This window comes from Calothrix sp. CCY 0018, assembly GCF_963920925.1.
Lineage (GTDB): Bacteria > Cyanobacteriota > Cyanobacteriia > Cyanobacteriales > Nostocaceae > Rivularia.
Map to the genome: position 1 here is coordinate 37,532 of NZ_CAWUDI010000008.1, position 24,242 is coordinate 61,773.

At 38.0% G+C, this 24,242-nt stretch carries 22 protein-coding genes; 6 read left to right on the top strand and 16 right to left on the bottom strand.

Annotated features, from left to right (window positions below; genetic code table 11):
- Nucleotides 1-71 precede the first annotated feature (71 nt).
- From ACM03V_RS07775 to petJ, 4 genes are all read right to left on the bottom strand, one after another.
- Complete coding sequence (locus tag ACM03V_RS07775) at nt 72-911, bottom strand: Uma2 family endonuclease (protein WP_414620195.1); 840 nt, start codon at nt 909-911, stop codon at nt 72-74.
- Nucleotides 912-975: 64 nt separating this feature from the next.
- Nucleotides 976-1,503, bottom strand: coding sequence for an adenylyl-sulfate kinase (gene cysC / locus ACM03V_RS07780; RefSeq protein ID WP_414620196.1), 528 nt, complete (start codon nt 1,501-1,503; stop codon nt 976-978).
- Between the two features lie 96 nt (nt 1,504-1,599).
- Nucleotides 1,600-3,075, bottom strand: a complete 1,476-nt coding sequence (locus ACM03V_RS07785; protein WP_414620197.1) for a cytochrome P450 — start codon at nt 3,073-3,075, stop codon at nt 1,600-1,602.
- Between the two features lie 89 nt (nt 3,076-3,164).
- Complete coding sequence (gene petJ, locus ACM03V_RS07790; RefSeq protein WP_414620198.1) at nt 3,165-3,512, bottom strand: cytochrome c6 PetJ; 348 nt, start codon at nt 3,510-3,512, stop codon at nt 3,165-3,167.
- 264 nt (nt 3,513-3,776) lie between these two features.
- On the opposite strand from petJ, the gene ACM03V_RS07795 reads away from it, so the two are divergent.
- Nucleotides 3,777-4,535 (top strand): histidine kinase, encoded by a 759-nt coding sequence (locus tag ACM03V_RS07795; RefSeq protein ID WP_414620199.1) that lies wholly within the window; start codon nt 3,777-3,779, stop codon nt 4,533-4,535.
- Nucleotides 4,536-5,036: 501 nt separating this feature from the next.
- Here ACM03V_RS07795 and ACM03V_RS07800 read toward each other — a convergent pair.
- The 4 genes from ACM03V_RS07800 to ACM03V_RS07815 form a co-directional block, all read right to left on the bottom strand.
- Entirely contained in the window at nt 5,037-5,213 is a 177-nt protein-coding gene (locus tag ACM03V_RS07800) for a YqaE/Pmp3 family membrane protein (protein WP_414620200.1), read from the bottom strand.
- Between the two features lie 116 nt (nt 5,214-5,329).
- Nucleotides 5,330-5,722 carry a phage holin family protein gene (locus ACM03V_RS07805; RefSeq protein WP_414620201.1) on the bottom strand — a complete coding sequence of 131 codons (393 nt, stop codon included), beginning with the start codon at nt 5,720-5,722 and terminating at the stop codon, nt 5,330-5,332.
- Nucleotides 5,723-5,962: 240 nt separating this feature from the next.
- Nucleotides 5,963-6,292: a 2Fe-2S iron-sulfur cluster-binding protein gene (locus tag ACM03V_RS07810; protein WP_414620202.1), complete on the bottom strand. Its 330-nt coding sequence runs from the start codon at nt 6,290-6,292 to the stop codon at nt 5,963-5,965.
- Between the two features lie 90 nt (nt 6,293-6,382).
- Entirely contained in the window at nt 6,383-7,399 is a 1,017-nt protein-coding gene (locus ACM03V_RS07815; protein WP_414620203.1) for an adenosine kinase, read from the bottom strand.
- Nucleotides 7,400-7,906: 507 nt separating this feature from the next.
- On the opposite strand from ACM03V_RS07815, the gene ACM03V_RS07820 reads away from it, so the two are divergent.
- A complete protein-coding gene (locus ACM03V_RS07820; RefSeq protein WP_414620316.1) occupies nt 7,907-8,314 on the top strand; it encodes a pentapeptide repeat-containing protein in 408 nt (135 codons plus the stop codon).
- Between the two features lie 157 nt (nt 8,315-8,471).
- Nucleotides 8,472-8,636, top strand: coding sequence for a hypothetical protein (locus ACM03V_RS07825; protein ID WP_414620204.1), 165 nt, complete (start codon nt 8,472-8,474; stop codon nt 8,634-8,636).
- Nucleotides 8,637-8,735: 99 nt separating this feature from the next.
- Here the strand turns inward: ACM03V_RS07825 and ACM03V_RS07830 are convergent, their stop codons facing one another.
- Entirely contained in the window at nt 8,736-10,895 is a 2,160-nt protein-coding gene (locus tag ACM03V_RS07830; RefSeq protein WP_414620205.1) for a Tex family protein, read from the bottom strand.
- Between the two features lie 258 nt (nt 10,896-11,153).
- Here ACM03V_RS07830 and ACM03V_RS07835 point away from each other — a divergent pair, with 258 nt between their 5' ends.
- Complete coding sequence (locus ACM03V_RS07835) at nt 11,154-11,390, top strand: hypothetical protein (protein WP_414620206.1); 237 nt, start codon at nt 11,154-11,156, stop codon at nt 11,388-11,390.
- A 217-nt stretch (nt 11,391-11,607) separates the two neighbouring features.
- Here ACM03V_RS07835 and ACM03V_RS07840 read toward each other — a convergent pair whose 3' ends face one another.
- The 7 genes from ACM03V_RS07840 to mgtE form a co-directional block, all read right to left on the bottom strand.
- Complete coding sequence (locus ACM03V_RS07840; RefSeq protein WP_414620207.1) at nt 11,608-12,906, bottom strand: response regulator; 1,299 nt, start codon at nt 12,904-12,906, stop codon at nt 11,608-11,610.
- Complete coding sequence (locus ACM03V_RS07845; protein WP_414620208.1) at nt 12,903-13,556, bottom strand: response regulator; 654 nt, start codon at nt 13,554-13,556, stop codon at nt 12,903-12,905. Before ACM03V_RS07845 ends, ACM03V_RS07840 begins: the two co-directional genes overlap by 4 nt.
- Nucleotides 13,546-14,061 (bottom strand): CHASE2 domain-containing protein, encoded by a 516-nt coding sequence (locus ACM03V_RS07850; protein WP_414620209.1) that lies wholly within the window; start codon nt 14,059-14,061, stop codon nt 13,546-13,548. The genes ACM03V_RS07845 and ACM03V_RS07850 overlap by 11 nt, the downstream gene beginning before the upstream one ends.
- A complete protein-coding gene (locus ACM03V_RS07855) occupies nt 14,043-15,488 on the bottom strand; it encodes a filamentous hemagglutinin N-terminal domain-containing protein (RefSeq protein ID WP_414620210.1) in 1,446 nt (481 codons plus the stop codon). Before ACM03V_RS07855 ends, ACM03V_RS07850 begins: the two co-directional genes overlap by 19 nt.
- 232 nt (nt 15,489-15,720) lie before the next feature.
- Nucleotides 15,721-16,713: an aspartate carbamoyltransferase catalytic subunit gene (locus ACM03V_RS07860; RefSeq protein WP_414620211.1), complete on the bottom strand. Its 993-nt coding sequence runs from the start codon at nt 16,711-16,713 to the stop codon at nt 15,721-15,723.
- A gap of 225 nt (nt 16,714-16,938) precedes the next feature.
- Entirely contained in the window at nt 16,939-17,256 is a 318-nt protein-coding gene (gene trxA, locus ACM03V_RS07865) for a thioredoxin (protein WP_414620212.1), read from the bottom strand.
- 296 nt (nt 17,257-17,552) lie between these two features.
- Nucleotides 17,553-18,914: a magnesium transporter gene (gene mgtE, locus ACM03V_RS07870; protein WP_414620213.1), complete on the bottom strand. Its 1,362-nt coding sequence runs from the start codon at nt 18,912-18,914 to the stop codon at nt 17,553-17,555.
- A 1,008-nt stretch (nt 18,915-19,922) separates the two neighbouring features.
- Here mgtE and ACM03V_RS07875 point away from each other — a divergent pair.
- Complete coding sequence (locus ACM03V_RS07875) at nt 19,923-23,150, top strand: glycoside hydrolase family 15 protein (protein ID WP_414620214.1); 3,228 nt, start codon at nt 19,923-19,925, stop codon at nt 23,148-23,150.
- A gap of 198 nt (nt 23,151-23,348) precedes the next feature.
- On the top strand, nt 23,349-24,200 hold the full coding sequence (locus ACM03V_RS07880) for an Rpn family recombination-promoting nuclease/putative transposase (protein ID WP_414620215.1): 852 nt from the start codon (nt 23,349-23,351) through the stop codon (nt 24,198-24,200).
- Nucleotides 24,201-24,242 lie beyond the last annotated feature (42 nt).

Below are 24,242 nucleotides of genomic sequence, written 5' to 3' on the forward strand. Positions count from 1 at the left end.
ATACAAAGAGGGAGCAAGAGAAAAATATACAGTTTGTTACCGGCATTGTAGAGACGTGATATATCATGTCTCTATATTAATTCGTCTGGATTAACGCCCAATTCTCGCAGTTTTGCAGCCAATCGTTCGGCTCGTTGACGTTCTTGTTCGGCTCGTTGACGTTCTTGTTCTGCTCGTTGACTTTGTTGTTCTGCTCGTTGACGTTCTTGTTCTGCTCGTTGACTTTGTTGTTCGGCTCGTTGACTTTGTTGTTCAGCTAGAGTTAAAAGCCAATTATTCTCATTGTCATACCAGCGTAACCACAAGCGTTCGATTCCTTTATAAGTACCTTGCCAGAGTCCCAAACCGATTTCTAATCTTGGCATCCAAATACGCGGTTCTTCTAAATTTAGCTCCGTATACGAATCAGCTTGAAGAACAAAGGCTCGTAAATTATCTGTATATCTGTCAAATACAATATAATAGGGAACCCTAAGAATTTGTTCGTAAACCTGCCATTTAGTTGGTGGTTGGTTTTCTTCTACTATACGTAAGCTTTGACCCAAATCTTCTTTCTCTGTTCTTGGGGAAAGTAATTCAACTGCAACAAAAGGACTTATCCCTTCTTGCCAAATGACATAACTTAAGCGTAAATCTCTTTGCTGATAAAACCTAGAAGTCCCAACTACTGCAAACCAATCGGGACGCTTATACCAGCGAGGATTGAGCGTACTATAGTAAATATTTAAATCACTGGCAACAAAAATTTCATCAGCAGTATAAGTTGGCGGACGGAAAGTTTCCTCCAACAATTGCGGTTGATAAATATGAAATTCGTCTGGCAAACCAGGTTCCTCTGGGTCTTCACTAGGTAAATCATACATTGTAGGAAGACTTTCTTTTGGAGGAATCGGTGGGTCTGTTTGGTACATACGTGCTATTATAAATCAGTTATCAATTATCAATTACCCATTACCAATTACCCATTACCAATTACTATAAAAAACCATTATCTTGCAAATAATTAATCACTTTACTAACACTTTCTTCAATGGTTTCTTGATTGGTATTGCAAACAATTTCTGCGTTTAAAGGAGGTTCGTAAGGGTCGTCTATACCTGTAAAACCTTTGATGTCTCCCGCTCTTGCTTTCGCGTACAATCCTTTAACATCTCTTGCTTCACACACTTCTAACGGTGTATTAATATAGATTTCTACAAAATTATTAGTAATAGCTCGAACTTCTTCTCTGATTTCTCGATAAGGACTTATTGTAGCAACAATTGTCACAACTCCATTGCGACTGAGTAAGTTAGCTACAAATCCGACTCGACGTATATTTGTATCGCGGTCTTTTTTACTAAAGCCCAATCCTTGAGATAGCCAAGTTCTAATTATATCTCCATCTAAAACTTCAACCGGACATTTTATAGCTCTGAGTTTTTCTTCAATCCCTTTGGCGATCGTGCTTTTACCCGCCCCACTAAGTCCTGTCAGCCAAAGCGTTACACCTTTATTATTCATAAATAATCAGTTATCAGTTGGTAATTGGTAATTGGTAATTGTTCACCTCTACCCCCTCTCCCCCTCTCCCCTTGTCCCCCTCTCCCTATCTCCCCATCAACCGACTAGTTCGACCATTTCGCGGACGTTACCTTTGACTCCACCAACTGCTTGAGTAAAATCTCGATCTTTGCGGACAATCATTTTTATGCCATTTTTGGGTGCCAAGATTATGTTGCCGGTACGATCTATTGTTTGATTTTGTATATATTCTAAGCGGTATTTTTGTAATAACATTGATAGTACAATTTTAATTTCCATCATTGCAAAACCCGCACCAATACAAATACGACTTCCAGCGCTGAAGGGGTTGTATTCAAACATTGTTGGCTCAAATGTTTCCCATCTTTGGGGATTGAATTTCTCCGGTTGTGGGTAAATTTCTCTTAGATGATGAGTGTGGTAGATGCTGACGAAAACCTCGGTTCCCTTGGGTAATTCATAACCTCCGAGTTCGGTTGTTTGGGAGGTGATGCGAGCATTCCAAGGTACTGGAGTTAATAAGCGCATACTTTCTTTAATTACTCTTTCTAATAAAGGTAATTTTTGTAATTGTTCTACCGTGGGGGCTTCTCCCTTTAATACGCTTTGCAGCTCATCAACTACGTCTTGCGCGATTTGGGGATGTTGAGATAAAAGAAATAGCGTCCAAGTGAGTGCATTTGCGCTGGTTTCATGTCCTGCTGCAAAGATAACTCCTGCGTGTCCTAAGAGTTCATCTTCGTCTAAGGTTAAACCTGTTTCAGCATCTCGCGCTTGAATTAGCATTGAAAGTACATCACCCTCATCTGTCTTTTTAGCTTGTTTAAGGCGAATTAGACCGCGCATTTCGTCATCTAGTTGCCCGAATAAATTGAGTAAATGATGAAATGGAAGCCCCGGAATATCAAAAGGCAAAAGTGCGATCGCCAAGCTTCCATTCATTCTCAATGCTTCTTGTAAAATCTCACCACTTTTAGCTCCTTTTTCGCCAACGTCACTACCAAATAAGGTTTTAGTGGCTACTCGCAGGGTAAGAAGTCGCATAACTTGAGCGATATCAACCGGCTTATCAATAGTTAATTGTTCGAGTACCGATTGCGTAATAGCAACCATATCCGAGCGGTAAGAATCAATACGCTGCTTGTGAAAAGCTGGCATCAAAAGTTGGCGATGCTGGCGGTGAGTTCCACTGTTGACTCCAAATAAACCAACACCAAAATGCTTTAACGGTTCAGTTCGTGGTGAATCATTCCGGTTGCTGTAAATCTTCCCGGATAAAGGATATTTATAATAAATTTCGTGCTGGCTAGTGACTTTACGCACATTTTCCGCACCACAAGTAAAAACTGTACCGGGACATTCCGCAAGGGGCGAGTATATATGAGTACCTCCGCCTGCCGTCATAGCAACCACGGAACCATAAGTTTCAAATAAAGGGCGCGTAAATCCAATAGAATCCTTTGCAAAACGTAAAATTATTGGTAAACGTCCCAAAAATGTATTTGCAGACGGTCCGGGTACGTTTAATTTTGGTAGATAAGCGGTGGTCATTTCGGGGGATGGGGGGATGGGGGATGAGGAGAAAGGGGGACAAGGAGACAAGGAGAAATTATAACTGTTAACTCCTAACTCCTAACAGTTCACTGTTTCGGCCAATTATTTTCGGCTTGGTTTAAAACGTAGGTGGATACGGCTTGTATTTCTGGTTCGGTTAAACGATCTTTGTAGGCTGACATATTGTTTTTACCGTATGTCACAATATTAGAAATTGCTTCTAGAGAATCCATTTTATATTTTTTTAAAGCTTTCATTTTCAGGTTTTTACCGCGTCGAATTATATTACCTCCATTAATATGACAACCGGCGCAATTTGCTGAAAATATTTTTGCCCCGTTAGCTCCATCAACAGTATTTGCTGAAACTGGTTGTTGCAGGCAAATTATCAATAATAAAATTGTAAATAACACAAATTTAATCAAAGCTTTCATTTTGATAAATAAATATTTGAATTATGGACTATGGTTAACTTTACCATTTAATCAATCTTTACCAATTATCATTTATTTATATAAGCGAGCATATACTATTTACCTATTCTAAATTATCAAAAATATATCTTATGGAATAAATATTTTCTTTTCATCGCTATTTTCTATCTAAAGGATGTACCACTTTAATTAAATACTACGTCACTATATAGAGGTGACAATATGTCAATAAAATTTCTTAAATTATCTACATAGGTATAGTATATGGCTGACAATATCAAAGATCAAATTAAAACAGACTTGCAACAAGTTAAAGAAACCGGACAGCAAAGAGTCGATAGAATTCGAGAAATTGTCAAACTTGCTGTAGGTGGAGTAGTTTCTGAATTTAAAGAAGGTTCGGTTGAACTTCGAGTACTTGTTAAAGATGCTGTTTCTGCTGTAGCTGAAAACTTGCAAGGAAAAGGTAGCGAAATTAAAGAAGAAATTACTGCATCTATTGAAGGTGCTGTGGAAGCTGTTGATAGTAAGCGACGAGAAGCTTTAAATAAAAGTCAGACGGAAGTTAAGCTATTACAAGCTCAAATCGATGACGAAGAAGATAAAATTCAGCAAGAAGTTGATGGTATTTTGACAGAAATTGAAGATACAAGTCAAGAAAAATCTACTGAAGCTCAAACTGCAATAAAATCTGCTGTTGAATCTATTAAAAACAGCGAAGAAGCTTCTTTATTAAAGAAACGTTATGCTCAGTTGCAAGCACAAATCGCTATTGTCAGAGCAAATTTAGCAGCACGTTACGGTGGTGATGGCGATAACGTACAAACTTTTTTGAACGACGCTAAAACCTGGTACGAAAAATCTCGTCCTCAAGGGGAAGAAATCGTTACTCAGGTTAAAGATAAGCATTCTGACGTGGAAGTAAAACTTGCTGAAGCAGGTAGTTCATTAGCCAAGAAAGAGAGTCAGCTAAAACAAAAATTAAGAGAGTTGCTTTTATCAACTGCTGACTGGTTGAAATAAAAATAAATTAATAAATGACTAATAGATAGTTGTTGTTTAATTTAGTATGAATATTAATGTAGAGACGTTGCAGTGCAACGTCTTTTTAATGTTGAATAATTATTATAATGCTATTCAAATCCCTCTCCCCCTCCCCTCTCTCAAGCTTGGGAGAGGGGTGCCCGTAAGGGCGGGGTGAGGGAAAGTAGCGTGAACGAAAAACGCGAAATTTCTATCAAAGTCAACACTTTAAGCAGAGCCTCTAAATCCTAGTTCCCAGGTTCAACCTGGGAACCAGGTCAAAGTCAATTAAAATGGACTAAATATAGTAATTATTAGTTACCAATTATATAAACCCGGTATCTTAAAGATACCGGGTTTCTTGTCTGCTATTTATTATTTTGTATGTTTATTCTGTTTTCAAATCCAAAATCTAAAATCTAAAATCTAAAATCTAAAGGGTGGACATTACCCACCCCCCAATATCCTATATAAGATGTTTGCTCGTATAGAGCATTTTCTTTATAAAGTTCCACCTCGTTCCAATTCATTATGCTTGGTAATTGCCCATAATGCATGAATACTTCCGGGAAGCCATCCTAACAAAGTCAATCCAATATTAATAAATAAAGTGGGACCAACTCCATAAGTTAAGAAAATACCAACGGGAGGTACGAGTAAACCAAGTAAAAGTTTCATAGTTGTTTTGACCTTTTTAATTACAGTTGATTGAAGCGATTTGAGGCAAACCAAAATTTATGATTCTATCTTCTATCTAAAGATATATTTTGGCTTATTATTGGAAATTCTATTAATTAGTTAGAAGGTAATTCAGCATTATTGTTTGCTTTACCTGCGAGGAGATTCTTTTCTCCCATATAATTGCTAATGAAGGTATTACCAAAAGACATAACTACCGGAGCTAGGAAAAAGGCGATAAGTCCGTGAACTGAAAATCCGGGGGTTATAACAGCAGCTAACCAGAAACAAAGTCCATTAACTACAAGGGAAAATGCTCCTAATGTCACTAAGTTAATTGGTAAGGAAAGCGTTGAGATAATAGGCTTGATTGAGCCATTTACTAAACCAATTACTAAACCAGCAATCATAGCTGATGGGAAATTAGCTAAATTTACGCCTGGAACTACTACATCTACTATTAGCAAGCTTAATGCAGTTGCTAATGTTGTTAAAAATATGCTTAACATAATCTGTACCTAAAACAAAAATCGTTTTTTTGAACTCTTATATATATAGTGAACAATTCTGTTGAAGCAAACCTCTCTAACAAGATAGATTTGGTTTATATCGAAAGGTAGGGAATGGGGAATAGGTAATTGGGAATAGGTAATTGGGAATAGGTAATTGGTAAAAGAATTAGTTATAAGTTTTAAACTGCTGATGATTAATTGTTAATTTTTGTATATTTAATGGCAATATTATTACTTTTATTTATCGGATTTAAAGTAAAGGGAAGAGTTATATAAAACTTGTTCTTGATGAGTTTGTAAGGTGCAATCGGACAAGGGATAGGCTATACAGGTAATAGTGTAACCAGCTTCAATTTCTTTATTTTGAAGAAATATTTGTTCGTTTTGGTCAACTTTTCCACTGATTATTTTTGCTACGCAAGCGGAACAATTACCTTGTTTGCACCCAGATGGTAAGCGGATGTTTTTGTCTTCAGCAATATCTAATATATATTCGTTATCGGGTACTTCGATGGTGCGATCTAATCCGATATCTGGGTTGATTAATCGTACTTTGTAGATAGGCATTTGCAATTATTAGATTTTTAGATAAAGGTTTGTAGTAAGGAATTTATTCCTTAATCTGAGGAAAGACAGTCCTTACTACGAACCTTTTTATTAGTTACCGACAATCTCTGAAACTTTGTCAGCCATCGATTTATCTAGGCGAGCGCCGTGAACTTGTACTATACAAGAAGCCATATAATTTCCCCAGCGGGCTGACTTTTGAGCGTTCAAACCATTGGTTAATCCGTACAATACACCACCAGCGAAGGAATCTCCCGCACCAACGGTATCAATAGCTTTTACTGGAAAACCGGGTACGCTAACAACTTTTTTATTTTCTACTACCAAACAGCCATTAGCACCATCGGTAATAAATCCAGTGTCAACAATTTCGCCGAGTTTGCTGGCACAATCTTCTAAAGATTCGCTGCCGAAGAAATTACGAACTTCATCAGCGTTGCAAAATACTACGTCGCAATATTCGGAAACTAACTTGTGAAAATCATCGCTGAAGCGACTTACCAAAAATAAATCGGAAAAAGTATAAGCAACCTTTACACCCAAACGCTTCGATTGCTCCATAGTCTCAACACTGGCTTTCTTTGGATCTGGTGCATCCCAAAGATAACCTTCGACATAACTATATTGACATTGAGCTAATTTATCTACGTCAATATCGGTAGGAGCCAAATTAGTAGAAACCCCCAGATGAGTACACATAGTACGTTCCGCATCGGGAGTAGTTAAAACCAAACAGGTACCCGTGGGGCCATGATTTTCTTCCGTGGGGTGGACATCAAACCCAATTCCAGCTTCAATTAAATCCTCACGATAAAACTCACCATTAGTATCGCGAGAAACCTTACCAGAATAAAAACCCTTACCACCACTTTGCGCGATCGCAATCATTGTATTAGCAGCAGAACCTCCGGAACTCAATTCCAGGGAATGATGTTTCAACTCCCGCAATAAATGACCTTGTTTTTCGGCATCCATCAGAGTCATACCACCGCGACTCAAGTCATTTTTCTTCACGAAATCATCTTCTACCATTGCCAAGATGTCCACCATAGCGTTACCCACGCCAAAAACATCCACTGACTTAGAATTGTTTTGTCCTGCTGTCATTTAATTTATGTTTATCTTAAAACTGCAACTTTAGTTTAGGGTAATCCGTAGAATTAATATAGTTGTGGCGGGGAATTGTGATGGTTGAAGCAGATGAAATACAACCAAAAAAAAGCCCCCCTTTCCAAGGGGGGTTGGGGGGATCTAATGCAGGTGGAATACGAGTTTGTAGAGTGTCTTACGGCTTGAAATCATTTGCGGACATAACGAGATAATTGGTATTGCCGTAACGCACCATTTAAGATCAAAATAATTACCATTTATTCGACTGTGTTCACAACCGCCGAGGGTTGCAAACCCCCGTCTAATAGCAGAAGTCCATTGAAATGGACTAAGAAAATTATTTGTATTTCGCTGTATATTTGTTGGTATTTATTTCATTAAGGTATTGAACTATGGAAATGGTAGGTTCCGTCTTAAGAAATCACTGGAGAAGAATTGCTCAGACGCTATGAGAAGGGGGAGCGAGATTTTCCTTTAATTACCCTTTGTGACGAGAATTGTATTTTGGAGGGAGCTAACCTTAGCGGAATTAATATGATGGGAGGTTATTTTGCAGCAGGTAGTTTGTGTAAAACTAATTTGAGTGAAAGTTGTCTAATCGGTTTTGATTTTAAAGGTAAAGGACTCGAAGAAGCCAATTTCAGTAATGCCGATTTAACAGGGGCTTGTTTATGGAGTGCCTTTTTAAATGATGCTAATTTAAGTAGCTGCATTTTGAAAGGAGTAAATATGAGAAATGCTATTTTATACAATGCTAATTTGAGAGGTGCTGTTTTAGATAGTGCTAACTTAGCTAATGTTGATTTTACTGGTGCCGATTTCGCTATTGATAGATACATGACAGGAATTCTTTTCTGGAATACTACTATGCCGGATGGAACTGTTATTGAAGGTCCTTGTTTTATAAACTGATATCTGATTTTTTAAATAAAAATACTGAAGATTTTAAAATTAACGGTCAAGAATATTTTTATATTCCACACATTAAATTTTCAGTCCATTTTAATGGACTTTTGCTATTAGACAGGGACTTGCAGTCCCTGGCGAGTGTCGGTAAAATCGAGAATTTATGACAATATTTAGTGCGCGTTTAAAATTAATCCACCGCTACATTTTCGTTGGTAATCTAAATGCGGGGAGACGTAGCACTGCTACGTCTCTACATCAGTTATTTGTTCTTTTCAACATCAAAATGTTGGGTTACGGCGCATTATCAATATCGCATCAAGCATAAACATATTTACGCCTTTAACCCAACCTACCATCTACCATCTACAAAAATCATCTTCTCCAACTCCCTCTCCCAAAACATCGGAGAGGGCTGGGGTGAGGTTTACTGACTCACTGCTTTCATCGATAAACCAATCCGCTTCAATTTCTGATTAACTTCCAAAACTTTAACTTTGACAACTTCCCCAACTTTAACTATCTCATTGGGATCTTTGACAAATTGATTTGCTAATTGAGATATATGTACCAAACCATCTTGATGCACTCCCACATCTACGAAAGCCCCAAAGTTGGCAACGTTAGTAACAATTCCTTCTAATACCATTCCTTCTTCTAAATCGCTAATCTCGTTAACTCCTTCTTTGAAGGTGGCATATTGAAATTCAGCTCGTGGATCTCTTCCAGGTTTTTCTAATTCCCCGATAATATCTCTTAATGTTGGTTCCCCAACTTTATCGGTAACGTATTTCTTTAAGTCGGCTTTTTTCAGATTTTCGGCTATTTTAGTAACTTGCTTTAATTCAACTTTCAAATCAGTTGCAATATTTTTCACTACTGCATAACTTTCGGGATGCACTGCGGTATTATCTAAAGGATTTTCACCACCGCGAATTCTGAGAAAACCTGCTGCTTGCTCAAATGCTTTTGGTCCTAATTTAGGAACTTTTAATAGTTGACGACGATTTTTGAAGGCTCCATTTTCGTTGCGATATTGAACTATATTATTGGCGACGCTGGATGAAATTCCAGAAACAGAAGTCAAAAGTTCTTTGGAAGCTGTATTTAAATCAACTCCAACGTAGTTAACGCAGCTTTCTACGGTTTCATCTAATTTCTTTTTAAGCAATTTTTGGTCTACGTCGTGTTGATATTGTCCCACACCGATGGATTTGGGGTCAATTTTGACTAATTCGGCTAAAGGATCTTGTAAGCGACGACCTATGCTAATTGCTCCGCGCACGGTAATATCTAAGTCGGGGAATTCTTCGATCGCGACTTTACTGGCTGAATATATCGATGCACCGGATTCGTTAACCATGACTTTGACTGGTTTAATTTGCATATTCTGCAAAACTTCCACAACAAATTCGTCGGTTTCGCGGGATGCCGTACCGTTACCGATCGCAATTAATTCAACTTTGTATTTCTCCATCAAATTTTGCAGGGTTTTGGCGGCTTCGCTGCGTTTTCCGGCTCCGGTGTGAGGAAATACCGCTTGATACTCTAAAAATTTGCCAGTTTCGTCTAATATCGCCACTTTGCAGCCAGTTCTAAAACCCGGATCGATGGCGATCGCTGGTTTCATTCCTGCTGGTGCTGACAGTAACAAGTTGCGTAGATTAGTTTCAAATGTCTTGATAGACTCAATATCTGCATATTCTTTTTTCTCGGATATCACTTCATTCGTCAGCGAGTTTTTCATCAAGCGGTTAAATGCATCTTTGAGCATCTGCTGATAAAACTTGCGAATTTCTGGCTGTAGGGAGCGAATTTCTTCTGACTCTAAATACTCAAGTACATAATCTTCATCAAAAACGATTTCGTAACTTAATATTTTCTCCTTGTCTCCCCGACACAAAGCCAGCATATTATGAGGTGCAATATTGCAAACTCTCATTTGATAATCGCGGTACATTTCATACTTTGTTGTACCTTCGGGATGTTCATCTTTAATGCTGGAAACAAATACCCCTTCCTCTAACAACATTTCGCGCAAATATGCCCTTAACTTAGCCTTTTCCGCCGTTTCTTCCGCTAAAATATCGCTGGCACCTTTAAGCGCTTCTTCTGCGGTTTTAACTTCTTTTTCGACGTTAATATATTTAGCTGCTTCTACATTTAGATCGCCACTAGCACCATTTTTCACGTTTAACGACTTAATAAATTCCGCTAACTTATCGAGTCCCTTTTCCTTAGCAATAGTAGCGCGAGTGCGACGTTTGGGACGAAATGGTAAATATAAATCTTCTAATTCTGTTTTTTGCAAACATAATTCGATTTGCTTTTTTAATTGATCGGTGAGTTTACCTTGTTCCTCAATAGCATTTAATATTACCGATTTTCTATCTTCTAATTCTGTAAGATAAGTGAACCTATCCGACAAATCGCGCAACTGAGTTTCATTCATCTCCCCTGTACGCTCTTTACGGTAGCGTGCGACAAAGGGGATAGTTGCACCTTCAGCAAATAGTTCTAGCGCGTTTTGCACCTGAAAAGGTTTAAGATTTAGTTCAGTGGCTAACAGTTGGGGAATATTCAGCATAATTCTGCAATTCTTAAAAGAACACTACATAAAAGGTAATTTTACGCCCTATATTATTTAAAGAGCGTTGGTATATAGTGATAAGCTAATATACTAAACTATAAGAAAACATTCGGATTATTTATCCGATGCGCTGTTTGTATAGACAAGATGTTGTAACAAAAAGCTGAAAGGTGTAATATTAGTTACATAAGCTTATGTCGCAGCCTTATCATATTTGTATCAAAGCAAATGCTTTAAATTCGGAGTTGAGAAAAGATGCCTTTATTTTTTCTACTTCCACTTTCTATCTGTGTAATTACTGGCTATATCTATAACCGATGTAGCGATGAAGTGGGATATCTGTCAGGTTTATTCGCGATTATTAGTTTTATTCTGAGCTTGATTTTAGCACCTTGGGAAATCCAAGCTTTGCTATTAGTCACAGTGTTAGTGACTACTAAAAAATTGTTGCAGCGAAACGAATATAAACTTAAGGAAGGGAATAGGGAGTAGGGAATTAGGAGTTAGGAGTAGTGAGTAGTGAATAAAAGATGCCAATGATAATTTGCACCATTTGCAATTAATGGTTATTTTCTTTTGTAATCAATTGCGAATTTGTAAATAAAATCTATTACCCATTACCCATTACCTTAAATATCGCCTAGATAAAATAAAAATTAATCATAAACTGTTTCAAATATATCTAATTACTAATTACTTTAAATAAAAACTAAATTGGCAAAGTAATTATAAATTTAGTTCCTTTTCCAATGGTTGAAAAACAATCAATTGTTCCACTGTGTTTCTCGACAATAATTTGGTGACTAATTGCTAATCCCAATCCGGTTCCTTTTCCTACAGCTTTAGTTGTAAAAGATGGTTCAAAAATTCGAGCTTGTACTTCAGGAGGCATACCTAAAGCGTTATCTTCAACACAAATTGAGACAATGTTTTGTGTAGAATCTACAGATGTTGCAATTGTGATACTGTATGGTGAAGTGGCTGTTTGTTCGTCGGAATTTTCATGTAAATCGTCAAATGCATCAATAGCATTAGCGATAATGTTCATAAATACCTGATTTAATTGTCCTGGATAGCAATTAATTGGTGGTAGCTCGCTATAGTTTTTAATAATATTAATTTTTGGACGCTCTCCTATATCTTTAAGTCGATGTTTGAGTAGCATCAAAGTACTATTAATTCCTTCATGAATCTGATATTCTACTTGAGATGCAATATCACCACGAGCAAAAGTTCTTAGAGATAGACTGATATCTTTTAAACGAGTGATTCCCTGACGCATTGATTTAATCAGTTTGGGTAAATCCTCTTTCAAATATTCTAAGTCTATTTCCTCAATAAGTTCTTCAATTTCTTCATCTTCTGAATCGGATAACTTTTGCTGTTGAAGCTCTACCAGACTAAAAATATCATTAAGGTATTCTTCGATATTAGAGCAACTTCCAGCAATAAAACCAATCGGATTATTAATTTCGTGTCCAATCCCAGCAACAAGTTGTCCCAAAGTAGACATTTTTTCGCTTTGAATTAATTGTAATTGGGTTTGTTGCAATTCTTCTAAGGACTGGGTTAATTCTACGGTACGTTGCTGCACTTGTTGTTCGAGATTGCGGGTGAGTAAAGACAATTTTAAATGTAGTTTTAATCGAGCAATAACTTCTTCTTTTTGAAAAGGTTTGGTAATGTAGTCAACTGCTCCAATTTCTAAACCTCTGACTTTATCTGTAATGTCAGAAAGAGCAGTCATGAAAATAACTGGTATATTTTCGGTAATGGGATTAGCTTTTAATCTGCGACAAGTTTCAAATCCATCAATACCCGGCATCATTACATCTAATAAAATCAGATCGGGTTTAGCATATTCTGCTTGCTCGATTGCTGATTCACCGTCAGTTGCCATCAGTACTTTCCAGGCATATCCCCCAATAACTTCAAACAGCACTTTAAGGTTGGTTGGATTGTCGTCAACCAAAAGAATATTAATTTCTTGAGATAAAATATTTGTCATTTTTGAGTAGACTCCTTAGCTAGAAACTGTTTGAGAAATTTACGAATCTTCGCAGTTTGAAAGCTAACGGTAAGTTTACCTAGCTCGTTTGCGAAGATAAGTAATTGCTTATCTCCGGATGTGATTTCTTTTAGTATTCCCTCAATTGCTGAAATATCACCCATCATTGCGAAATGATATAGTTGCTCGATGATTTCTTCTGATGGAGGAATTATTTCAGTTTGGGTGAAATCTTTGGGATTGGGAGAAGAAGATTGAGATAGTGTGGTATCAATATTGGAATTTAAGTTATCGTAAATCCATTCCAAATTTAAGAGATTTCCCAATGTTTTGGTTAATTCTTCAACTTGTAAAGGTTTCGGTAAAAAACTTTTTGCTCCTGCTTCTAAACTGCGTTGTTTATCTGCATCAAAAACGCTAGCGCTAGAAACAATGATTGGGATAGAAGAAGTTTGAGGATTGGCTTGAAGTTTCACCATCAACTCAAAACCATCCATATTAGGCATTGCTAAATCTAGTAAAATCGCATCTGGGTTGTTTTCCGTTGCCAACTTTAGCCCTTCTATACCATCGCTTGCTTCTAAAGTGCGAAAGCCGATGACTTTTGTTAAATTGCTCAATACATTGAGGTGATTTTCCTCATCTTCCACAATCAGAATTTGCGGTATATTTCCTTGAATACCACTTTCCGGTTTTTGCTCCCTCTACTAATTGCAAAGCAATATTGGCATGAATAATAACCCCTGGAGTCGGGCTTCCCGCAGTTAAAAAAGAAGAACTAAAAGGAGTACCAAAAAAATCATTAGTACTCTCTGCTGTGGAACCAATAAACACCATGCGATCGCGCATTATGTCTTTAGGTATTTTCCCGGCTATCACATCGCGCATTGATACTTTCGTAAATGCTTTATCGGAACCGTACCAATTAAGTAAAATTTGATATCCACCTGAATCAGCTTTAGTATAACCAGCTTCCCCTACTTCTAACGGTACGTGAATTTGTTTACCTAACCGATATTTTTTTTGTTCTGCGTCAACAGCTTCTAATTCAATCTTTTCTGCGGCCAGATATTTCAACGCAACAAGAGTGCCCAAAGCTGGCTTATCAGTGTTTTTGTCATCCTTATCTACCGCTGTTAATAAAGCACGCCGCACCTGGCGATCGCACCAGCATCTCCACCAAACAGAGTTGTTGCAGCTAGTGCTGAGGCTCCAGAAGTACCGGAATTCTCGCCAATTAAAGAAATATTATCTGAAGTAATACTGATATTACCGCCACCATTACCGCCAAAAATACCAGATAATATTACTGCACCATCTTTTAGTAAAACGTCTTGAGTTTTGATCGCAATATTTCCACCTCTTCCACCACCTTTGTGAGATGGAGTTAAAATACCACTCGTACTAGAGGCAGCGAAAGGAGAAAATCCAAAAAACTGAATTGATTCTGCTGCATTAATGGAAATGCTCCCACCGACACCTCCACTTTGATAAGTTGTAGAGGTAATTAAACCGCCATCTTTTGCTAATACCTGTTTGGCTGAAATATCAATATTAGCTTTCTGCTGACTACTCAAATTCTCGGACAAAATCAAACTTTGGTCTTTGTTTGGCAATGCCCCACTTAGTTCTAACAAGTCTGTATTAATCTCAATCCGACCAGCATTTTGCATTCCTTGATGTTGAACAAACACAGCAGAACTATCTTGGATTTGAACAGCTTTTGCTTGAAGATGAATCGAACCTCCAGGATTTCCACTTGCATCAATTAGCGCTGCATTAGTCAGATGGATATCGGAAAAATTTTGTACGGGAGCGTAATCTAGTTCCCAGATGGCAGAACTCGTATCAAAGTTAACAGTTCCTCCGTTAACGCTTCCTAGCTCAACTTGTCCGCTTTGGGCAACTAAAATCCCTCCATCTAAACGAATATTATTGCCAATAACAGCTAATGTTTTTCCTGGAAGGACGCTTAAACCTGCCAATTGTGAATCGCGGTTAATTGGTTCTACAAAATTGCCTGGATGCAGATAACTATGTCCTTGCCCTTGAATATTAATACTGCCAGAATTTTTTCCAAGTTGTAAACCGATAGGTGTACTTATTGTCAATAAAGGGGGTGTTGCAGTCTCGGTAGCACTAAACTCAAACCCATCCGCAAATTTAATACTATTTGCTGTACTTCCTAAGAAAGAACCACCAATATCTAATCGCGCATTTTCACCAAATACAATTCCCGCAGGATTAATCAAAAATAAATTGGCATTACCCTGAGCCTTGATTAACCCATCAATATTAGAAATATTTCCACCCGTTACCCGGTTAATAATATTTACTACATCGGTAGAATTATTGAAAGTCGCCGAACCACCTGTAGGAATCGAAAACTCTTTGAAGCTATGAAATAAATTATTTTCTTTTTGAATACCGTTAAGGATATTGAAATTATTATTAGTTGAATTGACAGTTGTATTAGTTGTATTAGTTGTACCATCGCTACTTACTTGAGCAATTGCTGGTAGTGTAATTCCTGAAGTTAGTAAACTACTTATCAATCCAGATAGAAAAGCAATCCCTTTCATGTGGTCAAAATATTTTTATGTTCTGGAGTTATGGTTCCCTAATTTATTTTTCTACTAACACAATCTTAAAAAAGTAAGTGCTTTTACTGATAAAAAGTTTAGTTTAGGTCAATTGTAATTGTCTTTAACTGTATTGATGCAAAATATGTTGGGTTACGACGCAAATATAATTTTTCGTAAAAACTATACTTCTTTGTGCGTCTAACCCAACCTACAAATTAATTTTTAATTCCTAGCTCTTACCGCTACCAATCAAATACAGCAAAGCCATCCTTACCGCGACCCCGCTCGTCACCTGATTTTGTATTAAACTAAATTCTGGGTCATCCATTAAATCCGAACTAATTTCAACACCCCTATTTACCGGCCCCGGATGTAATACTTTCACGTTATCGTTACAGTTTCGTAATTTATCCCGCGTAATTCCAAATAACTGATGATATTCACGCAAGGAAGGCAATAAATGCTCTGTCATCCGTTCCTTTTGCAATCTTAATGTCATCACAAAATCAGCATCCTGCAAAGCTGGCTCTAATTCCCAATGTACGAATAATTTACCCGGCCGATCTTTGCCGTAATCTGCAAATAATTTCGGTAAAAGCGTTGGTGGTGCTGCTAAATGTAGCTCTGCGCCAGTAGCTGCGGTAAGACTCCAAATATTCGATCTGGCAACGCGAGAATGCAGAATATCTCCAACGATCGCAATTTTTTTACCTTGTAAAAGCTCCAACCGGGGCAACTCTGGGTCAAGTAAACTACAGATAGTAAACAAATCTAATAGCCCTTGAGAAGGATGCTCGTGCTGTCCGTCACCAGCATTTAGCACGCTAACTTTTACACCCAAACGATCCATTTCTGCTGCGATCGCGTTTGGTACTCCTGCTTCCCGATGGCGCACCACCATAATATCGGTGCCCATCGCTAAATAAGTTTTGGCTGTATCTAAAATTGTTTCTCCCTTTGTCATCGAAGAACTTGCTGCGGAGAAGTTCAACGTATCTGCACTCAAACGTTTGGCAGCAAGTTCAAAACTACTGCGAGTCCGAGTTGATGGTTCAAAAAACAAATTCGCCACCACTTGTCCCTGCAAAGTAGGTACTTTTTTCATCCGCCGCGTTAGTACTTCCTGAAAACTAGCAGCAGTCTGTAAAACTGCGTTGTATTCAGTAGCGGTGAAATCAGCTAGGGAAAGAACGTGATGACGAGTCCAGGTGGTAGTAGGCATAGATTTTTATCGACTCTGGCGTGCTTGTTGCACGAGCGATGATGTCTCTACAGTTACGGCGTTTAAGTGTGCAGAGCAAATCATACCACCAAGTGGTAGTTTTAACTATAAAAGATGTGGGATGGGGAGAGTGGGGGGATGGGGGGACAAGGGGACAAGGAGACATTATTCACTGCTCAGTGCCAATTACCAATTACCTATTCCCTATTACCTATTCCCTATTCCCTAAAGATTCTTTTTAACTGCGTCGGCAAATTCTTCATAAGGTTTAACACCGACAATATTTTCTACTAACTCGCCATTTTTGAAAATTAACACCGCAGGAATGCTTTTAACTTCGTATCTTTTAGCCAGGGGTTTATCTTTATCTACGTCTATTTTTACTACTTTAATATCTTGATGCTCTTGCGCTAATTGTTCAACCAAAGGTGCAACCACACGACAAGGCCCGCACCAACTTGCGCTAAAATCAACAACAAGTAGATTTTCAGATTTTAAAAGCGTATCAAATTCGGTTTCTTGGACTTGAGTTACTGTACTCATAATTTTTGCTCTATTTTACTAATTTTTACAAATCCTTATTACACATCAAATAAAAGCGGTTTCCGGCGTTGTTAATCAATGCGATCGAATTCGGCATTCACCAATTTTAAGCGATAACGGTCAAGTTATGAACAGTTAACAGTTATCAGTGAACAGTGAGCAGTGAATATAGGATTTTCTTTTGTATTCAGATACAGTTTTGGAGATTAAGCTTAAGGTTTGTAGTAGCGCTTTAAAATAAATGTGGTGGAATACTAACTGTTCGCTGATAACTGATAACTGATAACTGCTCACTGTTAAGAGAATACTTGCAAAGCGAAGGAAATTAAGGATAAAAATGTCATAAAACCAACTGCGTCTAAAGTTGTGGTCATTAGAGGGCCGCTAATTAATGCTGGATCTAGGTTTAAGCGTTTTAAACCCATTGGCAATACGGTTCCTAAAGTTACGGCTATCATTACGTTTACTGCCATTACGCTTCCAGCAACAAATGATACCCAACGCTCATCCGGGGGCGACCACATCATTGATAAAGTTGTTAATGCTAAACCCAATCCCACCGCCGTTCCTAAGCCTGCGGTTAACTCCTTTCGCAATAAAGTCATTGTGTCTTTGGGAGTTACTTCTCCTAAACCCAATCCCCGTACTGTTACTGATAAAACCTGAAAAGCTACGTTACCGCTACTGTTTGCCAAGATAGGCATAATTATTGCTAAAACTGGCACTACTTTAATCACTTCCTGGAAAGGTGCGATCGCGCTAGCGGCAGCAATATACAAACCGATATTTCCCAGCAGCCAAGGTAAACGTTTGCGGAGAGTTACTTTAGGGGAACACAAAGCACTTTCGTCACCACCAGTTACCCCTGCAAGTTTTTGAATCTCTTCGGTAGCTTCTTCGTCGATAATATCTACTACGTCATCGATAGTGACAATGCCTACAAGTCTATCTTCCCGGTCAACTACAGGTAAAGCAATTAAATCGTAACGCTTCATGATTTTAGCTACTTCCCGCTGAGGAGTATCTGTAGTAGTTCTGATTACTTTGGCAGCGGCTATATCTCGCAATAAAGCATCAGGATAGGAAAACAGCAACTGTCGCAGCGATACAACGCTAACTAATTTACGGTTGTTATCGGTGACGTAGGCATAATAAATAGTTTCTTTATCTTCGTCTTGACAGCGGATTTTATTAAGAACTTCTCTGACTGTCAATCCCTCTTGCAACCGCACGTATTCGGTAGTCATTACCCTGCCTGCGGTACCTTCTGGATAGCCGAGAATCGTTGCAGTGACTTGTCTTTGTTGGGGACTCAAAGACTGTAACAACCGTTTGACAACCTTCGCGGGTAATTCGTCGAATAATTCCGCACGTTCGTCAGGACTCATCGCTTCGAGGATTTGCGCTACCTGTACGTCATGGAGAGAATTTATTAATAGTTCCTGTACTTCAGCAGGTAAATATTCAAATACGTCGATCGCTCGATTTTTATTCAGCAAACGAAAGGCGATCGCACGCTGTTTTCTGGATAAATTGGTGATGTAATCCCCTACATCAACGGCTGGTAAATGGTTCAAATCCCATTTGAGTTCATTTAAATCTGAAACGCCAAAATCAACAATGTTGATTGCACAATTGCGAACATCTTGAATAAGCATATTTTCTCCTTTTATCTCCCCCGCGCTGAGAGATAAACTCTACAGCTTAGAGGAGGATGGTACTACCGTCTTCCGGACTTTTGTCCATAAATATTTAAAAAATCAACATCGATTACCTATGAGGGCATCGCTAAGTCATAATACTAACCCGGAACAGTGTAATCCGGTAGATGCTGAGCTTCAGTATTATGTTTGTGTGATATTACGCACTACCGAATAGCTCTATGCCCCGATTTTCATCTCAATAGAGTAGATTTTACTACTATCGCTATCTATGTCAAGGTAATATATTAATCTCCCTGACAATTCGAGATGTCAAATTATTAACATTGTAGCAAGTAATTTTTATTTTAAGCACCCAAATAAAAATCAGTACTATCACATATACAAAGTCTCTGTTTTCCCAGTTAATAAGCAAAACAGATGGCATTCAACGTAGATCCGGCATAGTTAAAATATCCCAGAAAACTACTGTCAAATTCCTAAGAACCTATTCGCGATATAGGCAGCTTCCCGCTAAACGCCACTTTCTTTACGGCATCAAAATTTACAGTAACTTAACAATAGTCTTTTTTTCGTTAGGGTTTCATATATTATTAAGACCTAATTGTCAATATTTATAGGTTGGTTAAAACGAGAATCTAACTTAGATAAATAGTGCAAATAATTTATCGCAGCAAATAGCTTGATAACAATACACTTTTTGCAGAGAATAATAGGAATATTTAGCATTAAAGCAAATTTCACCAAAATTTCAATCAAGAAAAACACGGGATTTCAAAACTAAATATTTTGACTTGTTGACAATCTGCAAAAAAAAACCGCAATATTTACTGTTTGACAACTTGCAAGGTTGAAACAAGATATTTGTATTGTTTGCAAAAAACTTTGAAGAACAAAAGTTTGTCATATCGTTAGTGGCGATTACAGAAATTACCTTGTTTTAGCTCGTAAAATTGACTGGATAGTTATGGGTTCAAATCCCGCCAAGATTTATCGAATTTGATTATGTTTAAAACTCTAGAGTTACTTAAGCGCCTGGAATATTATTATCAGCAAGTTAAAACTATTATTCTGGCGCGTCAAAATCCGATTACTGGTTTGCTCCCGGCTTCCACGGCGATAACTGCCCACGGAGACTATACCGATGCTTGGGTACGCGATAACGTTTACAGTATTTTAGCGGTTTGGGGATTAGCGTTAGCTTATCGTAAAGTTGATGAAGATAAGGGGCGCACTTACGAATTAGAACACAGCGTTATCAAGTTGATGCGAGGATTGTTATTCTCGATGATGCGACAGGCACTTAAAGTAGAAAAATTCAAACATACTCAATCCCATGCTGATGCTTTACACGCCAAGTACAATACTGCAACTGGCGATATTGTGGTTGGTGACGATGAATGGGGACATTTACAGCTTGATGCAACATCTATATATTTGCTGATGTTGGCGCAAATGACAGCTTCGGGAGTGCAGTTGGTTTACACTCTTGATGAAGTCGATTTTGTGCAAAATCTGGTTTACTATATTGGACGAGCTTACCGCACTCCAGATTACGGAATTTGGGAACGAGGTAATAAAATCAATCATGGTAATGCAGAATTAAATGCTAGTTCCGTGGGTATGGCGAAAGCTGCCTTAGAAGCTATCAACGGACTAGATTTATTTGGGGTGCATGGAAGTAAAGCATCGGTAATCCACGTGCTACCCGATGAAATTGCCCGCGCTCGCATTACCTTAGAATATTTATTGCCTAGAGAATCGGCTTCTAAAGAAATTGATGCAGCACTTTTGAGCGTAATTAGTTTTCCGGCTTTTGCTGTGGAAGATGAAAGTTTACGCCTTTCGACTTTGGAAGAGATAGTAAATAAGTTAGAAGGTAATTACGGTTGCAAGCGGTTTTTGCGCGACGGGCATCAAACAGTTTTGGAAGATAGTCACCGTTTGCATTACGAACCCAGCGAGCTTAAGCAATTCGAGCATATCGAATGTGAATGGCCGTTATTTTTTACTTATTTATATTTAGATGCATTATTTCGCGGCGAATTAGATAGAATCAAGCATTATCAGCAAAGTTTAGAATATACGCTAGTTGAACGCGATAATATGCGTTTGCTACCGGAAGTTTATTTTGTACCAGAAGAAAATATCGCAGCCGAGAAACAAGTACCCGGAACTCAAAAACGTTTACCCAACGAAAACGTTCCTTTAGTATGGGCGCAAAGTTTGTATTTTCTCGGACAAATGTTAAGTGAAAAATTACTTTCTGTAGGAGATATTGACCCTTTAGGAAGACATTTAACTGTAGGAAGAGAGCGTCAACCGATAGTACAAATTGCTTTATTAGCAGAAGATGAAGATTTACAGGCTAAATTAGCAGTTCGCGGAATTCAAACGGAAACCCTATCACAAATAAAACCAATTAAAGTACGCCAAGCAGGAGATTTAATTGCAATTTATCAAGGAATTGGATGTAACGAAAAACTTGGTTTAACAGGAAGACCGCCAAGACTGCCGAGAAGTTTAACTACATCGAGAATTTTCCGCATCGGTAACGAAAACGTTGTATTTCTACCTTCATTCTTAGATTCAGAACAGTTTTACTTAACCTTAGATTATCACTTTCTTGTAGCTCAACTCAAAGGTGAACTAGCTTATATTGAAAAATATTGGAGCGATTTAGGTCGTCCGACTTTAACTTTAATGCTAACTCGCACCATGTTAGAAACTGGTAGCGAAGCATTATTATCATTAATGGAAGAACTAAATAACGGTGTATGTAACAACGTGCGAGTAAAATTGGGAAGACTCAATCAGTTAATGCTTACCGCTAATATTCAAAGAGTTAACGTACAGCAAAACTTTGAATTTCAAACATCGCCAGTTACAAAAATTGCTCCTCGCAGTTCTTATTTACTTTATAATCCAGAAAACAACTGGTTATTAGAACATACCCAAGAATTCCAAATGGAATGCGAAACCAACTTAGAATTCTTGCTTGATTCCTTGCGCTGCTCAGATAACCTTTACGAACAAATCGAATTATTGCAGACATTAACCCGATTGCAGGGGCTTGATTTCGATACCGGCTTTGGCGATGGTAATACCGTAACAGTATCGGATTTACTCGACGAAGTTTATTACAAAGCAGGTGAAATCGGACTTTGGGCGGTTGTGCGTCGTGCTGCTGGATTGCTGCAAATGGCAGATATGCGCTTATCGGATATAGTCACCAGCCTTTTAGCACGCGGTAAGCAAATAGCAGTTGGTAGAGCTTACAACGAAGCATCATTGATAACAGTACCGCTTTCCCATAAAGAAATAGTCGAGAAAATCAAAGATTTCTGTCGCGAAGATGTCAGAGACGGAGTTTTAACTCAAGAAATTTTAATTTACCTGCGTACCTTAATCAATTCCGAACCAGAAATATTTCAAGGATTACTTACTATTAGAACATCTCATCTAATCTTATTTATTACCAGTAAACTTGCTAGAGAGGAAGATATTACTCAAGATGAAGCCTACGAAAACTTAATGCAGCGATCGCCCTTTGAAGTCAAAATGCGATTGAAAGACTGTTTGTTAGAATATTCCGGCATGAATCAGTTATTGCGTCAGCAAGAATCACTGCACGTTAAGCAAAAAGAAAACGAAATAGACTGGATATTAAAGCCAATTAGTTTAGAAAAAATAGATGTACCAGAAGGAGGTTGGCGACGATATCGGCAAGCACAAGGAGCCATTAACCGCGTACCCGATGACTTCTTTGAAAGAGTTTGGGAATTAATGCACCACTGCAAAGGCTTAATAATCGGCGATAAATTAGAACGTCGCAACCGCTTAGATAGTATTCTGGTATCAGAAATGACAGCGAGTGAAAAAAACTTTGCCTTGAGAGTCGAACACTTGCTAAACAAAATCGAAGCCCCAGAATACCGACAGGCAAACGTTGAAGCCTTAATGGAACTAGCAGCGATATCCATTAATAATCCTCAATTACAAATCAGTGGATATATCGTCTTAGATGTATTAATTGGACACGCCGTGCGCTTAAACTGGTTAACTAATCAACCCGGAAGAAGCGATAAATACGACGAAGACAAAGCCGCAGCATGGCGCTATTTTTATAACACTTCTCCCCAAGAATGTGCGAAAAATATTGTCAAAGCATTTAGATTCTTAACAGAATTTGGTGATGAATTCGCAGTTAGTGAAGCCGAAGTAGAAGTTTAAATAGATTGTAATTTAATATTTTTGTAGGGTGTGTTAGACGCACAATTAACTATTATTGTTAACGATAATTTAAAAATCGTCTAACGCACCATCCGAGATTAGTTAATTACAGATAATTTTCATATATTAAATTTTAATTATCTAATTTCCTCCCATCAGAGATTAAAATAATTATCTCAACTCCGTGCATCTACCTTCATGACAAAATCCGCCGACATTAGCAGCAAAAGAATAATTAGCCTAGCACCAGAAAACTGGGTGAAATGGGTAACTCAAATCCCCGACATCACAGCAACCGAAATTCTCGACTCCGAATTTCAATGGATAAGTAGAGAATCCGACGTATTGATTCGCGCTCAAAGCGAACGATATGGCGAATTTCTGGCTTTAAACGAATTACAATTGCGCTATAAAGCAGAAATGCCCAGACGAATGCGAGCTTATGTAGCACTAGCAGAAGAAAAATATAATCTTCCCGTTTATCCCGTCTTAATTAACATTCTCAAACTCAGTGAAACGGAAATACCCAGCAGCTACCAATCAGAATTCGCAGGAATAACAGCACGTCAAGATTACCGCGTAATTAATCTATGGGAAGTTGATGCTAATCTCGCATTTGAAGAAAACTTATCATCTTTACTACCATTCGTACCAATTCTTAAAGATGGTGCGGAAGAATCAACCATACAGCGAGCCTTACAAAGACTTCGCACCGATGAAAACCTAAATCAACTAGAAACCGTTTTAGCTTTTTTTGCTACCTTCGTAATAGATAGCGCTTTAGTCAAACAAATCATGAGGTGGGATATGGCAATATTAACTGAATCTCCTTGGTATCAGCAGATTTTGAGAGAAGGTGAAGCCCGTGGTGAAGCACGAGGAATAATATCAGGTATCGAAATGGATTTAGAAATCAAGTTCGGTAACGAAGGATTGCAATTAATGCCACAAATCTCTCAAATCACCGATTTAGAACAATTAAAGGTGATTCAAAGAGGAGTTAAAACTGTGAATTCCTTAAAAGAGTTGCGGGGATTAATCACTTCTTAGCAGAAAATTACCGATTGAAAAACCTTACTAAGCGCAGAGAGC